Source organism: Kitasatospora sp. NPDC041988, assembly GCF_055588525.1.
The window spans coordinates 84,164-99,272 of the sequence record NZ_JBVJCO010000006.1 but is presented as its reverse complement, the minus strand read 5'-3'; the positions used below and the strand labels follow the sequence as shown (position 1 = coordinate 99,272).

Sequence of the window (15,109 nt, the reverse complement as noted above, 5' to 3'; positions counted from 1 at the left end):
GCCACCGCTGATCAACCGATCGCCGAAACGCCGAAACACCGACTGTGGAAACGCCGGACCGTCGAAACACCGATCGCCGAAACACCAGACCGTCGAGATTCGAGAGAAGGACTACGCATGTTCACCAAGCACCCCGGACTCCGCCTGCTCACCGTGCACGCCCACCCCGACGACGAGTCGAGCAAGGGCGCCGCCACCCTCGCCCGGTACGCCGCCGACGGCGTGGAGGTCATGGTGGCGACCTGTACCGGCGGCGAACGCGGATCCGTCCTCAACCCCGCGCTCGACCGCCCCGAGGTCCGGGCCGACCTCGCCCGGATCCGGCGTGAGGAGATGGCGGCCGCCCGCGAGATCCTCGGGGTCGACCAGCGCTTCCTCGGCTTCACCGACTCCGGTATGCCGGGCCCCGAGGAGCCGCTGCCCGAGGGCTGCTTCGCCCTCCAGCCGGTCGGGACGGCCGCGGCACCACTGGTCGCCCTGATCCGCGAGTTCCGCCCGCACATCGTCATCACCTACGACGAGACCGGCGGCTACCCGCACCCCGACCATGTGATGACTCATCAAGTCACTGTCGAGGCCTTCGAGGCGGCCGCCGACCCGGACCGGTACCCGGAGGCGGGCGAGCCCTGGCAGCCGGCCAAGCTCTACTACCACCTGGCGCTCTCCCGGGCCTGGTTCCAGACCCTGCACGACGCCATGACGGCGCACGGCGTCGACTCGGCCATGGGCGAGCTGCTCGCCGACTGGCCGGACGCCCCGCCCGCGCTCGCCACCACCACGCGGATCGCGTGCGCCGAGCAGTTCGCCGTCCGGGACGCAGCGCTGCTCGCGCACGCCACCCAGATCGAGCCCGGTGCCGGCTTCATGGCACACTCGCGCGACATCGAGCGCGAGGTCTGGCCGACGGAGGACTACCACCTCGCGCGCAGCCTGGTGCGCACGGCGCTCCCCGAGGCCGACCTCTTCGCCGGCCTGCGCCCCGGGGAGGCGAGCGGATGAGGCGCCTCAGCTGTGCGGCACGTGGCGGCCGGCCGAGCCGACCGGCCGTGACGCCTTCTGCCGGTGCGTCAGCACTGGCCGTCGGCGAGGACGAACCAGCCGGGGCCGGTCTGCTTCAGGGTGTGGCTGGTGAAGGTGTTCCAGAGCCCCATGCCCTGCCCGGAGCCGAGCGCGTAGGTGAGGCCGCCGCTCTGCGTCGCCCGTCCCGCCTTCACCTGGTTGTAGTTGTTGTCCGTGAAGCACTGCGGCGCGTGGCTGCCCGTGGTCGCCGTCACTGCCGCCGAGCGGGCACCTTCGGCGCCCGCCGTGTCGACGGCCGCCACGGTGTAGGTGTACGTCGTCCCGGCGCTCAGCCCGGTGTCGGTGGACGACGCGCCGGCCGGGCCGGCCACCCGGACGCCGTCCCGGTACACCGCGTACGAGGCGGCGCCGGTGACGGCCTGCCAGGCGAGCGAGACGGTGTCCGGGCCGGTGGCGGTCGCGGTCAGTTCGGTGGGCGCGGGCAGCGAGGGGTCGGTGGGGCCGCCACCGCCGTCCAGGCCCCAGAACTGCGCGGTGTAGTAGCTGGAGCAGATCGTGTTGAGGAAGTAGCTGCCGGTGGCTCCGCACTGGTCGGCGCCGGAGCCCGGGCTGACCGCGAGTCCGTGGCCCATCCCCGCGACCGAGAAGAGCGCCACGGCGGGCCGGCCGCCGGCGTCGTTGTAGACGGACTGAGTGGTACCGCCAGGCAGGCTCCGGGTGGCGGACGCGCTCTGGCCGATGCCCCACACATCCGTCCACTGGTCCCGCAGTTCGGTCGCGTTGACCGGTTTCACGGTGGTGTCGGCGCTACCCTGCCAGACCGCCACCCGCGGCCACGGCCCGGTGTGACCCGGGTACGCCCGGCGGACTTTGTCGCCCCACTGGGCGGGAGTGAGCCGCTGGTCGTTGTTCTGGCAGCCGGAGGCGCCGCTCTGGGTGGTGGCGCAGTGGGCGGGCAGGCCGGAGTCGATCGCGCCCCCGGCGAACACGTCGGGATAGTCGGCCAGCAGGTCGGCTGCCATTCCGCCACCCGCCGAGAGGCCGGTGACGAACACCCGGCGGCTGTCCGAGCCGTACAGCGACTCGGCCTTGGAGACCATCTCGACCACCGACTCGGCCTCGCCCGTGCCCCGGCTGTCCTTGCTCGCGTCGAACCAGCTGAAGCAGGAGAGGCTGTTGTTGGCGGAGCCGGTCTGCGGGAACACCACGGCGAAGCCGTAGAGGTCGGCGAACTTGGTCCAGCCGGAGTTGCGGTAGTAGTCGTTGGCGGTCTGCACACAGCCGTGCAGCGCGACCACCAGCGGCGCACCGGCCGGCAGACCCGTGGGGACGTACGCGAACATCGCCAGGTTGCCCGGGTTGGTGCCGAAGCCAGTGACCTGCTGATACGTCCCGCCCGGAGCGGCCTCGGCCGCGGTGCCCCCTGTGACCCCCGAGGCTGCGGCGGCCATGGTGCCCGCGGTGACGGCAGGGCCCGCAGTCGCGGGCACGGTGGCGGCCGCGAGCGCGCCCGCCGCCAGCACCGCGGCGGCGGCGGAGCGCGCGAACCGCCCGCCGCGCCGCGGCGGAGCGCCCGTGGAAGCCGCGGACGGGGTGGACGTAACGGTGGTGGGCAGCACAGCCATGGGGGACTCCGAGGTGGGGGAGGAGTTCGGGTGGGACGCCGTGCAGCGTGGCGCGTCCGGCCGCCGCGAGGTATGTGACGGTCCCCTGGCCTCGGGCGGCCCGTCATGTCCGGTACCGCCATGGCGCGGCCGTGGCGGTGGCCGTCCCGGTCGCCCTCTTGGCCACGGCCACGGCCCGGCCATGGTCGCAGTCGCAGTCGCAGTCGCGGAGGGAGGTGAGCCGGCGGGGCAGTCGGCGTCAGAGCGCGGCGAGCAGCCCGCAGAGCGCGAGCACGCCGCAGATGCCGAAGTTGATCAGCTTGTGCGAGAGGAACACCGCGGCGAACTCGCGGATGGTCGCGCTCGGCCAGTAGTACGCCGCCGTCGGCGAGCCGAACACCTGCCCGTTGACGCCCGTCTTGCGGGCCATCAGCGCGGCCCGGAAGGCGTGGAAGTTGTTGGTGACGATCACACAGCGGTAGTCGGGCTTGGCCTGTTCCATGATCGCCTTGCTGAACAACAGGTTCTCCTCGGTGGTGCGGGAGCGGTCCTCGCGTTCGATCCGCTCCGCGGGGAAGCCGCGCCCGACGAGGTAGTCGGCCATCGCATGGGACTCCGGGAGCTTCTCGTCCGGCCCCTGGCCGCCGGAGGTGATCAGTACCGGCGGGTTGCCGCGCGCGGCCTGCTTCTCGAAGACGTCGCGGCCCCGGTTGAGCCGGCTGGCCAGCAGCGGCGGCACCCGGTCTCCGCCGATCAGGCCGGAGCCGAGCACCACGACGAAGTCCACGTCCCGGCGCGGCCGGTGACGGCCGTACAGGAAGGCGTAGCCGACGAAGCAGACGAACAGGAAGGCGACGTACCCGACCACCAGCACGGCGGTTCCGGCGAGGATGCCGAGCCGGTAGGAGTGGGTGAGCACCGCCGCGATGAGCAGGACGAGCACCGTGAGGATGCCGAGGCCCGCGAGCAGGGAGAGCAGGTTGGCGGGCCGGCGGCCCTCCTTGCGGATCATGGTGACGCCGTTGGCTATCAGAAAGCCGATCAGCGCGAGGGTGCCGATCGCCGGTAGCAGGATGATCGCGGCCGCCGCCAGTTCGGCCACCAGCGTGGGCGCCTTGCGCAGTTCGGCGAGCAGCGCGAGGGCGAGGAAGGAGACGGCGATGCCGAGCAGGACGGCGTTGCTGAACTGACGACGGTCGCGCAAGACCCCGATCCCGCACAGGACGAAGAAGAGGGCCGCTGGGGCATAGGCGATCATGTTTGTATCGTAGGTGCCCGGTATGACCAGTAGGACCGCTGGAACCCGGTCAGGCGCGGGCCTCGGCGGCCTCGGTGCGCTCGCCCGGTTCGTCCGAACCGGCGTGCCCGCTAGGCCCGGTGGGTCCGTCGGGGGCCGTCCGTCCGATCCTCCGTACGCCCGGCACCGCCGCCGTGCCCGCGCAGGCGAGTGCGACCAGGGCGGCCGTGACCAGCAGCGGCCCGGTGCTGCCCCAGGCGTCAGCGGCCAGTGGCGCGAGCGTGTAACCGAGCGGTGCGGCGGCCAGCGAGAGCAGCCAGTCGTAGGAGGTGACCCGGGCCAGCACCTGGTCGGGGAACTCCTGCTGCACCACCGTCTGCCAGACCGGGTTGAGGAAGCCGAGCCCGGCCATCGCCACCGCGTAGGCGGCGACGGTGAGCGGAGCCGGGGCGGTGGTGGCAAGGGCGAGTAGCGGCAGCGCGTAGAGGGCGAGGCCGAGGTTGGCGACCAGGACCGGGCGGCCCGGGCGTACCCGGCCGGCGACCAGCGACCCGGCAAGCATGCCGATCGCCCCGGCCTGGGTCATCGCGATCCAGACGCCGTCCCCGCCCAGCTCGCGGGCGGCGATCAGCGGGCCGAGGGTGAGCAGGACGGTGCTGGCGCCGTTCCAGGCGCCGTGGGCGATGAGGCTGGTCCAGTACCAGGTCCGCGAACGGAGTTCGGTCCAGCCTTCGGTCAGGTCGGCGAGGAACGGGCGGCGCTCGCCGGGGGTGTGCCGGACGGTGATCCGCGCCAGCAGGGCGGCGCTGACCGCGAAGGAGGCGCCGTCCAGAACGAACGCCCAGCCCGCGCCCGCCGTGTACACCAGCAGACCCGCCAGCGCGGGTCCGCCGAGGCGGGCGACGTTGGTGACGGACGCCAGGAGGGCGTTGGCCCGCATTCGCAGCGGCCCCTCGACGGTGGCGGCGACCAGCGGGGAGACGGTCGGCATGGCGAAGGCCGAGGCCGTGCCGCCGATCGCCTCGGCCACGGCGATGTGGAGCAGTCGCGGTTCGGCGCCGATCAGTTCGACGCCGACGGACAGTTGCGCGGCGGCCCGGACGAGGTCGGTCAGCAGCGCCACCACCCGGGGGTTGAACCGGTCCCCGACCACCCCGCCCAGCGGGAGCAGGAGTAGTCGGGGCACCATCGCACAGCCGAGTACGAGCGCCAGCGCGCCGGAGGAGCCGGTGGCCCGGGTGATCGCGATGGCCAGTGCGGCCGGGACGACGGCGTCGCCGAGGGTGGAAATGGTCCGGCCGACGAAGAGCAGCCGGAAGTCGCGGAGTCCGAGTGGATGAGTCACGGCGGGACTATATTTTGGTACCAAAATTTCGGCAACGAAATATCAGCTGCCGATCGGCGCCGCCTAGACTCGACCCATGGAGCACCCCGAACGACGGTTCGACGAGCCACGCGACTGGACCGACGGCCATGTCGAGCGCTGGCAGTCGGTCCTGCCGCACCTCGACCCGGACATCGAGGGCGCCGTCACCCGGATGAACAAGCTCACCCGCCACCTGCGCCGGGTGCGCGAACAGGGCGTCGCCGACTACGGCCTGCAGAAGCACGAGTTCGACACGCTCCACGAGCTGGCCGGCCGCGGCGGCCGCGCCGTCCCGTCCGAGCTGCGGGCCGACCTCAACCTCGCCCCGGCCTCGGTGACCGGCCGTCTCGAAGCCCTGGAACGCCGGGGGTTCGTCATCCGCACCCCCTCCACCGAGGATCGCCGCCGCGTCGACGTCGAGCTGACCGAGGCCGGCCGGGAGGCCTGGCAGGAGGCGCTGGACGTGGTCGGCCGCGAGGAGCACCGGCTGCTCGGAGTCCTGGCACCCGAGGAGCGGCGCCTCCTCTCCGACCTGCTGCGCCGGGTGCTGCTGGCGTCGGAGGCACCCGCACGAGCCGACGGGACCGCGTAAGCCGACGGGGCCGAATGAGCCGACGGGACCGCACGAGCCGACGGGACCGCGCAAGCCGACGGGGCCGAATGAGCCGACGGGACCGCACGAGTCGACGGGACCGCGCAAGCCGACGGGGCCGAATGAGCCGACGGGACCGCGCAAGCCGACGGGCGGGCCGACGGGACCGGGCGGGGGAGGCGGCCGCACCCCTGACCGCCGGGCAGGCTGTCTAGTTCCAGGGGCTCACCGAGAGGCGCACGGCGGCGTGCGGGCCGAGGAGCGGGGCGGCTGTCGTCGGGAGTTGGACGTGGCCGACCCAGGAGTCGGCGGCCGGGTCGTCGTCGGGGAGCGGGTCGTCGCCGGGCTGGAGATCCTTGATCGCTCCGGTGATCCGGGAGTTCCAGTGCGCCCAGGCGGCCGGGCGCGGCCCGGAGGCGTCCACGTCGACGATCAGGCTGTCGGCGAAGTCGGCGGTCCGTTCGAGGTGGTCGCCGAATCCGAAGAACCCGTGGTGCTCGCGCAGGGAGAACACCCGCAGGTCGAGCGCGTAGCGCAGCGGTCCGGTCGCATCGGGTCGCGACAGCGCGCTGGAGAGGAAGGCGGTCGCCAGCCGGACGGCCCCGTTCCCCGTGCCCCCGCTGCCATGGCCGTCCCCGTCACCACTGCCGCCACCACCACGGCCGCCGTCACTGCCGTCACCGTTTCCGGCCGGGTCGGAGAGCTGGATCGGGCACCAGTGCGGCGCGACCCGCTCGTGCATCGTCACCGGCAGCCCGCGTACCGAGAGGGCGACCTCGGCCTGCCACGTCACGTCGGGGTCGTCGGTCGGCAGCTCCATCCCGACCAGGTCGGCACGGACCTGGAGGTCACCGAAGAGGAAGCGGCGCAGGTTCTGGTAGCCCTCCTCGGAGTTGACCAGGCCGTAGCGCCCGCTGTGGCTGCGGTGCACGAAGGCGTGCTGGGCGCCGGTGACCAGGGCGTTGGCGATCTGTACCAGCCCGTCGCTGCGCGGCCCGACCGTCGCCGCCGAGATCCCGTGGGCCACGTCGTAGTCGGCCGGGTCGGTGCCCACCAGGCAGAACACCCGCTCCAGCGGGAACGCACCGGCGGCGTCCTCCGCCGGGCCGGTGCCGTCGTCGTCCGGCATGTCGACGGCCCGCCAGCCGTCGGGCGGCCCGTCCGGGTCGAGCCGGGCCGCCGGCGTCAGGTACCGGTACATCCGGTCCGGGCCGAAGATGTCCGCGCCGTTGATGTTGAGGGCGTCGCGCAGCGCCTCCGGGGCGCCGAAGCCGACGTCGAAGGTGATCCCGCCGTGCGGTGTGCCGTAGGTGAAGAGCTTGGCCACGTAGTCGGCGGCCCGGCGGCCCGGGCGCAGGTCCGGGATGGTCTTCTGCAGCAGGCAGCGGCAGATCAGCCCGCCCATCGAGTGGGCGACCAGGTGGACGCGTGGCGCGCCCGTCTTGGCCTGCAGCTTCTCGATCAGGGCCAGCAGGTCGGCGGCGGCGGACTCCAGGTCGAACTGCTTGGGCTTGGCGCCCCAGGTGCCGGAGGAGAGGTCGTAGAAGCGGTGGATCCAGATGCTGTCCGGCGGGATGTGGTCGTGGGTCTCCAGATACGTCTCCTGACCGCCTTCGACGAAGATGTGGTATCCCTCGTCGAGGTGCAGCCGCAGTAAGGGACTCTCGAACTGGTAGAAGACGGGGGAGTCTTCGCGCCCGACGCGAATGTGCGTCGAGCCTTCGTTGAATCCGTAGAACGGATCCGTGACGGCCTTCTCGATCCCCGAGGTGCCCCCGGCGTAACCCCGGACGTAGATGATCGGAAGCCTGGCGGACGGCGTGTTCATGGCCGGCCTGCCCTCTCCGCGGCCGGTACCGGCCGGCACCGGCCGACCCATGGAAGTGGAGGTTCTCCCTCCAGTGTCGGGGTCCGCACCCGGGCTGTCACCCCCCGGGTGCGGACCGTTGATGACTCGTCACTACTCGTGTCGGGGCTTGCGCTCAGGATCCGGCCCGGCGAACCGCTCGATGGCCGCGAAGATCGCCTCGCGCATGGCCGGGCTGCCGGTGTGCCCGGAGTCCTGGACGACCGTCAGCTCCGCGTCCGGCCAGGCCTTGGCCAGTGTCCAGGCGCTCTCCAGCGGCGAGCCGAGGTCCAGCGCACCGTGGATCAGCACTCCCGGGATGCCCGCCAGCCGCCCGGCGTCGCGCAGGAGTTGGCCGGCCTCCAGGAAGGCGCCGTGGGAGAAGTAGTGCGCGGTGATGCGGGTGAAGGCCATCAGCGCGTCGTCCGGCCGGTCGGTGTAGGCGTTCGGCGCGCCGAGCACCTCGTGCGCGATCACCGCATCCTCCCAGGTGGCCCAGTCGTGTGCGGCCTTGCGTCGGACGCTCTCGTCCGGGCTGTTCAGCAGCCGGCTGTACGCCGCCACGAGGTCGCCGTCCCGGTCGGCGGGCGGCAGCGCGTCCCGGAACGCCTCCCAGGGGCCGGGGACCAGCCGGGCGACACCGCGGTACAGCCAGTCGGTCTCCTCGGGGCGGGTCATGGTGACCCCGCAGATCACGATCTCGGAGACCCGCTCGGGGTGGGCCTGCGCGTAGGCGAGGATCAGGGTGGAACCCCACGACCCGCCGTAGAGCAGCCACCGCTCGATGCCGAGGTGTTCGCGCAGCCTCTCCATGTCGGCGATCAGGTGGGCGGTGGTGTTGTGCTCCAGGCCGGTGGCCGGGTCGGCGGCGTGCGGCCGGCTCTGCCCGCAGCCGCGCTGGGAGAAGTGGACCAGGTGGTACCGCTCCGGATCGAAGTACTTCCGGTTGCCCGCGCGCAGCCCGGATCCGGGGCCGCCGTGCACCGTCAGCGCGGGCTTGCCCTGCGGGTTGCCCGAGGCCTCCCAGTGGATCTGCTGGCCGTCACCGACGTCCAGCAGTCCCTGCGCGTACGGCTCGCTGATCGGATAGAACGCGGGCATGGCGGGGTACCTCCTGGGCGGACGGACGGGAAGTGGCGAGGCTACCCGGCCGCTGCGGCGCCCGTCGATGCCATCGGTCCCGGTGGTGACGGGCCGGGGCGGGCAGGCTCTCGCCGGGGCTCCGCTGACCGACGGACCGTCAAGTGGGCGGTGGGGTCAGCGTTTCTCCGGCGGCAGCAGCGCGGCGAGCCCGTCGATGATGCGTTCCAGGCCGAAGTCGAACCGGGTGTCCATCACCGGCTCGGTGAGGTCGCCGGCGAGGGCGACGAGGTTGGGGAACTCCTCGGGTGGCAGCGCGCGGAACCGGTCGCCGGCGGCCGCGACGATCTCGCCGCGAGCCACGCCCCTGGTCTCGTCGGCGGAGATCGGGGACTGCTCCTGGAGGACGAAGCCCTGGACGTAGGCGCCGAGCAGATAGGTGGTCATGGCGGCGTCGGCGTCGGAGAAGCCGGCCTCGCGCAGCCGGTCCAGCTGCTCCTCCATGAGCCTCAGTAGATGCGGGCCGGGGGTGAGGCGCCCGGCGACCACCTTGGCGGCGTCGCGCTTGTCCAGCAGCAGGCGGCGGTAGCGACGGCCGTACTCCAGGAACTGGCTGCGCCAGTCGCCCTCGCGCGGTGGCGCGACGGCGTCGGCCATGATCGCGTCGTTGAGGAGGTCGAGCAGCTCGTCCTTGTTGCGGACGTGCCAGTACAGCGAGGCCGCCTTCACGCCGACCTCGGCCGCGACCTTGCGCATGGACAGGCCGGCCAGGCCGTCCCGCTCCAGTACCCGCAGTGCCGCCGCGGCGAGGGCGCCCTTGGTCAGCGCGGGCTGGGTGTCGCTGTCGTCGTCCGCCGGCATGGGTCTCCGCTCGCCTCCCGTGACGTCGCGGGGCCTGCCGCGTCACGGCCTCCGCGTCTCGCCGGACTCCCGCGGCCGCGGAAATCCCGCTTGCAATCTAACACTGTTAGGGGCAGTCTGTCCGTGCCGGCTTGCCCCTAACAGTGTTAGGGGCCTGGAGGATGGAGGGGTACACATGGGGGAGTCGAGCGCCCTGCACAAGCGGCTCGCACTGGCGACACTATGCGTCACCATGTTCATGTCCATGTTGGACAACGTCATCGTCAACATCGCGCTGCCCCGGATCGGGCACGATCTGGACGCCGGGATCAGCGGGCTGCAGTGGGTGGTCGAGGGGTACAGCCTGGTCTACGCCGCGCTGCTGCTCACCGGCGGCGCGCTCGGCGACCGCTACGGCCGCACCCGGGTGTTCCGGCTCGGGCTCGCGCTGTTCACGGCCGGGTCGGCGGTCGCCGCGCTCGCCGGGACGACGGGCACGCTGGTCGCGGCCCGGATGCTCCAAGGCGTCGGCGCGGCCCTGCTCACCCCGGGCAGCCTGGCGATCCTGCGGCACGTCTTCACCGACGAGCGCGAGCGGGCCCGGGCGATCGGCCTCTGGTCGGCCGTCTCCGCACTCGGCCTCTCGGTCGGGCCGGTGATCGGCGGGCCGATGGTCGACCACCTGGGCTGGGCCAGCGTCTTCTGGATCAACGTGCCGATCGGGGTGGCGGGGCTGGTCCTGGCGAGCCGGGTGCTGCCGGCCATCGCCCCGCGGGAGCGGCGCATCGACCTCGGGGGCCTGGCGCTCTCCACGGCCGGCCTCGGCGCGCTCGTCTACGCGCTGATCGCGGGCCCGTCCCGGGGCTGGACCGACAGCCGGGTGCTCGGCTGCGCGGTGGCGGCCGCCCTGCTGCTGGCGGCCTTCGTCCTGCTCGAACGCCGCCTGGCCGAACCCATGCTGGACCTCGGGCTGTTCCGCGACGGCGTCCTCGGCGGGGCCCTGCTCAGCGGGTTCATGGTGAGCTTCGGGATGTTCGGCGTGATGTTCTTCCTGCCACTGCTGATGCAGGGCGTGCTGAAGTGGGCCCCGACCGACGCCGGGTACGCGGGCCTGCCGATGGCGGCGATGATCGTCGCCGGCGCCCCGGTCGCGGGTCGGCTGACCAGCCGTCACGGCCCCGGGCTGCCACTGGTACTGGGCCTGTTGCTCTGCGCCGTGGGCCTCGGCGGACTCTCCCTCCACGGCGAGCAGGCGCGTTACCCGGAGTACGTGTGGACGCTGTTCACCATGGGCCTCGGGATGGGGCTGACGTTCACACCCGTCTCCATCGCCGTCCTCCAGCGGGTCGACCCCGTCCGGACCGGGATGGCCTCGGCGACCGTCAACACCCTGCGCGAGCTCGGCGGTGTGATCGGCGTCGCCGCCCTCGGCGCCGTCCTGACCCACCGCATGACCGGTACTCTCACCAGCTCGCTGGAACGCCTCGGCGTGGCGCCGGGCACGGTCGGGCGGGCCACCGACGCCCTGGCCGGCGCGGGCGGCGGGCACGGCGGCTCCGGGGCGGCGCTGCCGGGACCGGTCCGGGCAGCGATGGACGGCGCGTTCGTCGACGGCGTGCACCTCGCGGTGCGCTGCGGCTCGGCCGGGCTGGCGGCCACCGCCGTCCTGGTCGCCGTCCTGCTCCGGCGGGGCGGCAGGTCCGGGCCGGCACCGACGAGCGGGCAGGCGGAGGGGTCGGCGGGCGGGCGGGCGGTGCAGGCGGACGGCCGGGCGAAGGCGGCGCCGCTGGCCGGCACCCGGCCGGCGTGAGCGGCGCGGCCGGGTGCGGTCGACAGGCTCGCGGTGATGCGCCGCAGCCTCACTGTCGGTCTCGGTGGGCCTCCCCGGTGACCACCCCCCGGTGGGTGGTCACCGCCTGGTGGGTGGTCACCGCACGGCCGCCTCTACTGCGGCCTGGGCGGCCCGGGCCAAGTCCTGCCGGGCCCGCCACCGTTCCGGCCCGCGCGGCCCGATCGGGGCCAAGGGGGCCGGGATCGGTGGCAGAAACGTCACCTCCGCCACCAGCCCCCGCACCGCGACCACCCGCGCGAGCGAGGTGACCAGGTCGTCCTCCCCGACGAAGGCGGGCACGCTGGTCGGCCGTCCGTCCGCCAGCCGGTAGCGGATCGTCACCGGCTGGACGGGGGTGCCGGACCGCACCGCGGCCTCGAAGAAGGCCGGGCGGAACCGGCCGCTCTCCCGCCCGCACCAGGTCGATCCCTCCGGGAAGACGACCACCGGCCGGCCTGCCCGGAGTGCCCCGGCGACCGCGTCGACCGCGGCCGGCAGGGCACGCAGCCGGTCCCGTTCCAGGAGGACGGTGCCACCCGAGGCGACCAGCGGTCCGAGGACGGGCCACTGCGCCACCTCGGCCTTGGCGACGGACCGGCTCGGGCGGCCGGCCGCGATCAGCGGGATGTCCAGCCAGGAGACGTGGTTGGCCACCACCAGCACCCCGCCCTCGGCGGCCGGGGGCGGCGAGAGCCGGACGGTCACTCCGAGCGCGCCGAGCAGGATGCGCGCCCAGAGGCGGACCAGCCGGTCACGCACCCCCGCGGGGAGGGTGCGCACCGGTGGGATGAGCGCGATGCCCGCGACCAGCACCGGCAGGAAGGCGGCCAGCCGCAGTGCCCGCCGGGGGAGCGCCACCACCGGGGCCGGTTCGGTCAGGCAGGTCGCGGGCGTGCAGGGGGCCGTGGGCAGCCAGACGCTCATTCGGCCGTGTCGGTGGTGGTGGCGGTGGTTGCGACCGGGGCACCGGCTGCGGCGCCGGAAGGGGCCGGGCCGGTGAGTCCCGGCAGCCCGGAGAGGAAGTGCCGCAGGTAGCGCGGGTCGGTGCGCTCCAGTGACAGCAGCACGTACAGGTCGGCGGTGGCGAAGTCCGGGTCGTGCGCGGGTGCGCCGCAGACCCAGGCGCCCAGCCGCAGGTAGCCGCGGAGCAGCGGCGGCAGGGCGGCCCGCTCGGCGCGCGGCAGGCCGGTCGCGTCCCACGGCCGGTGCGGGGCGACCCGGTACTGCTCGGGCGCCAGGTGCTTGGCGCTGACGGTGTCCCAGACCCGGGCCGCGGTGGCGCCGCCGTCGTCCAGCGGGATCGAGCAGCAGCCGCCGACCCAGGTGTTGCCGGTCTCGGCGAGGTAGCGGGCGATGCCGCCCCACATCAGGTTGATCACGGCGCCGTTGCCCCGGTGGCCGGGGTCGATGCAGGAGCGGCCCAGCTCCACCAGTCCGTCGCGGAGCGGGGCGAGGCCGGAGAGGTCGAACTCGCCGTCGGAGTAGAGGCGCCCTGCCCGCCGCGCGGCCTCGGGACGCAGCAGCCGGTAGGTGCCGACCACCGGGCCGTCCTCGCCCTCGCGCACCAGCAGGTGGTCGCAGTACTCGTCGAACGGGTCGACGTCCAGACCGGCCACCGGGCTGTGCAGCACGGCGCCGAGTTCGGCGGCGAACACCTGGTGGCGCAGCCGCTGGGCGGCGCGCACGTCGTCCTCGTCGCGGGCCAGCGCGACGGTGTAGGCGGCGGGGGCCTCGTCGGGGGTGGGCTGGACGGCGGTCGGCCGGGCACCGGTCGGCCGGGCCTGACGCGGGGCGGGCACGACAGGGGTGTGGCCGGTGGGGTGGCCGGGGGTGACTGCGGGCGGAGCGTATGTGGGGACGGTGGTCATGGCAGACCCTCCAGGGCAGCACGGACGACGGCGGCCACGGATCGCCGTGGCGCCGGCCCGGCCCGCGCGGTCGTCGGGCCTGCGGGCCGGTATCCGTATGTTTTTCCAAGCCGGCTGGCGTCCACGTTGCTGTTCGGCGGAGCGCAGATGTGCACCTGTTGAATGGGGGCACCCGGCGCCTTTCGGCCACCTGCCGGGCGCTCGGGCGTCGCCGTATGCTCCGCTCCACGGGGTGGAAACCGCGGGCCGGGGCCGCGCCGGCCCCGGCCCCGGTGCTCCGGGCAGCGGTGCCTCAGACGGCCTGCCACCCCTGCGGGTCGACCCCGCCCGGCACGGCACCGGCCGGGCCGTACGGCTCGCGGGTGAGGACGAAGGAGCCGAGGTCCAGGTGGCTGACCGACCCGTCGGCGGCCCGCACCACCCGCAGCGTCTCGCCCGCGTAGTAGTTGTCCAGGCCCGTCCAGGTGCCGTCGGCCTCGGCGCGGAACCGGGAGCTGCGCGAGCCGCCGGCCAGCGAGGCCAGCTCCAGCACGCGGTCGGCCCTGAGCCGTACGGAGTGCGCGGCGGCGCCCCAGTACCAGGGGCCGGTGAGCGCGAGCAGCTCCTCGTCGACGGAGGGCAGCGGGCGCCAGGGCTCGGGCAGCCGGGGCTCGTGCTCGGCGGTGAGTGCGATGAGCTCCGCCGCGACCAGCGGGGTGTTGGCGCCGCTGGTGGCGTTGGAGAGCGCGACCGCCGCCAGGCCGTCCGCCTCGCTGACCCAGAGCCCGGTGGTGAAGCCCGGCATCGAGCCGGTGTGCCCGTAGAGCACCCGGCCGTCGTGGCGCATCAGTTGGAGGCCCAGCCCGTAGCCGCCGGACCAGTCGGCGCTGTCCGGGCCGGTGGCGGGCCGGCGCATCTCGGCGAGGGTGTCGGCGGACAGTACCTTGTCGTTGCCGCCGGCCAGGAAGGCGGCCCAGCGGGCGAGGTCGGCGACGGTCGACCAGAGCTGGCCGGCCGGGCCCATCAGACCGGTGTCGGTGAGCGGCTCCGGCAGCATGACGTCCGCCCAGGGGTGGACGGCGAAGCCGCCGGCGTGCGGGTGCTGGGGGAGCAGGGTGGTGCGGTCCATGCCGAGCGGTTCGAGGATCTCGCGGCGCAGCACCTCGCCCCAGGGCTCGCCGCGCAGCTGCTCGACCAGCGCGCCGAGCAGGGCGTAGCCGGGGTTGGAGTAGTGGAAGCGCCGCCCGGCGGGGTGCTTCTGCGGGCGTTCGCTGTCCAGGATGTCGCCGAGGGCGGGGCGCAGCGCGCCGTCGGTCCGCTCCCACCACGGGGCGGGCGTCTCGGAGGCGAGGCCGGCGGAGTGCGCCAGCAGCTGGCCGACGGTCGCACTGTCGGCAGGGGTGCCGGGCAGGTGGCGCCCGACCGGGTCGGCGAGGTCGAGCAGGCCCTCGTCGCGCAGCCGGAGCACCAGGACGGCGATGAAGGTCTTGGTGAGCGAGCCGATCCGGTACTGCACGTCGGTGGTGGGGGCGTGGTCGTCGATCATGCTGCGGGCGCCGCTCCAGACCAGCCGGCCGTCCCGAACCACCGCCGCGATCAGCGAGGGCGTACGCCCCTCGGCCTGGGCCACCGCGACCCGGTGCAGCAGGGCGCGGCGGGTGGTGGGGAACAACTCGTCGTACTGGTCGGTCATCTGATCCTCTGCATCATCCGGTGAAAACGGCTGAACGGGTCGGGCGCGCGCGTGGCGCCGGCCGCCACCGGGGTGTCGGCGGCGGCGCGGACGGCGGGCGCCCTCAACCTAGTCCGGCGGCCTGCTCCCGCTCCACCCCATTTTCCCGTGCTG

12 protein-coding genes are annotated in these 15,109 nt (G+C 73.8%); 3 read left to right on the top strand and 9 right to left on the bottom strand.

All coding sequences use genetic code 11. From position 1 onward, the window contains the following. Positions 1–117: 117 nt before the first annotated feature. The gene (gene mca / locus ACZ6NC_RS08750) at positions 118–999 is read left to right on the top strand and encodes a mycothiol conjugate amidase Mca (RefSeq protein ID WP_465730403.1); all 882 of its coding nucleotides are present in this window, start codon (positions 118–120) and stop codon (positions 997–999) included. A 68-nt stretch (positions 1,000–1,067) separates the two neighbouring features. On the opposite strand, the gene ACZ6NC_RS08745 is transcribed toward mca, so the two are convergent. From ACZ6NC_RS08745 to ACZ6NC_RS08735, 3 genes are all read right to left on the bottom strand, one after another. Then, positions 1,068–2,471 (bottom strand): extracellular catalytic domain type 1 short-chain-length polyhydroxyalkanoate depolymerase, encoded by a 1,404-nt coding sequence (locus ACZ6NC_RS08745; RefSeq protein WP_465730639.1) that lies wholly within the window; start codon positions 2,469–2,471, stop codon positions 1,068–1,070. A gap of 412 nt (positions 2,472–2,883) precedes the next feature. Further along, the gene (locus ACZ6NC_RS08740; RefSeq protein WP_465730401.1) at positions 2,884–3,882 is read right to left on the bottom strand and encodes a YdcF family protein; all 999 of its coding nucleotides are present in this window, start codon (positions 3,880–3,882) and stop codon (positions 2,884–2,886) included. Positions 3,883–3,931: 49 nt separating this feature from the next. Beyond that, positions 3,932–5,206, bottom strand: a complete 1,275-nt coding sequence (locus tag ACZ6NC_RS08735) for an MFS transporter (protein WP_465730399.1) — start codon at positions 5,204–5,206, stop codon at positions 3,932–3,934. Positions 5,207–5,282: 76 nt separating this feature from the next. Between ACZ6NC_RS08735 and ACZ6NC_RS08730 the strand changes: the two genes are divergently transcribed. Next, entirely contained in the window at positions 5,283–5,819 is a 537-nt protein-coding gene (locus ACZ6NC_RS08730) for a MarR family winged helix-turn-helix transcriptional regulator (protein WP_465730397.1), read from the top strand. A gap of 211 nt (positions 5,820–6,030) precedes the next feature. On the opposite strand, the gene ACZ6NC_RS08725 is transcribed toward ACZ6NC_RS08730, so the two are convergent. The 3 genes from ACZ6NC_RS08725 to ACZ6NC_RS08715 all read right to left on the bottom strand — a co-directional run bounded on the left by ACZ6NC_RS08725 (position 6,031) and on the right by ACZ6NC_RS08715 (position 9,606). Then, entirely contained in the window at positions 6,031–7,647 is a 1,617-nt protein-coding gene (locus tag ACZ6NC_RS08725) for an esterase/lipase family protein (protein WP_465730395.1), read from the bottom strand. 132 nt (positions 7,648–7,779) lie between these two features. Continuing rightward, a complete protein-coding gene (gene pip, locus ACZ6NC_RS08720; RefSeq protein ID WP_465730393.1) occupies positions 7,780–8,766 on the bottom strand; it encodes a prolyl aminopeptidase in 987 nt (328 codons plus the stop codon). A 156-nt stretch (positions 8,767–8,922) separates the two neighbouring features. Further along, the gene (locus tag ACZ6NC_RS08715) at positions 8,923–9,606 is read right to left on the bottom strand and encodes a TetR/AcrR family transcriptional regulator (RefSeq protein WP_465730391.1); all 684 of its coding nucleotides are present in this window, start codon (positions 9,604–9,606) and stop codon (positions 8,923–8,925) included. 175 nt (positions 9,607–9,781) lie between these two features. Between ACZ6NC_RS08715 and ACZ6NC_RS08710 the strand changes: the two genes are divergently transcribed. Next, entirely contained in the window at positions 9,782–11,395 is a 1,614-nt protein-coding gene (locus ACZ6NC_RS08710) for an MFS transporter (protein ID WP_465730388.1), read from the top strand. A gap of 117 nt (positions 11,396–11,512) precedes the next feature. Here ACZ6NC_RS08710 and ACZ6NC_RS08705 read toward each other — a convergent pair whose 3' ends face one another. The 3 genes from ACZ6NC_RS08705 to ACZ6NC_RS08695 form a co-directional block, all read right to left on the bottom strand. Further along, positions 11,513–12,340: a lysophospholipid acyltransferase family protein gene (locus tag ACZ6NC_RS08705; RefSeq protein ID WP_465730386.1), complete on the bottom strand. Its 828-nt coding sequence runs from the start codon at positions 12,338–12,340 to the stop codon at positions 11,513–11,515. Next, positions 12,337–13,284 carry a GNAT family N-acetyltransferase gene (locus ACZ6NC_RS08700; protein ID WP_465730384.1) on the bottom strand — a complete coding sequence of 316 codons (948 nt, stop codon included), beginning with the start codon at positions 13,282–13,284 and terminating at the stop codon, positions 12,337–12,339. Before ACZ6NC_RS08700 ends, ACZ6NC_RS08705 begins: the two co-directional genes overlap by 4 nt. Before the next feature lie 292 nt (positions 13,285–13,576). Beyond that, complete coding sequence (locus ACZ6NC_RS08695) at positions 13,577–14,956, bottom strand: serine hydrolase domain-containing protein (protein ID WP_465730382.1); 1,380 nt, start codon at positions 14,954–14,956, stop codon at positions 13,577–13,579. Positions 14,957–15,109 lie beyond the last annotated feature (153 nt).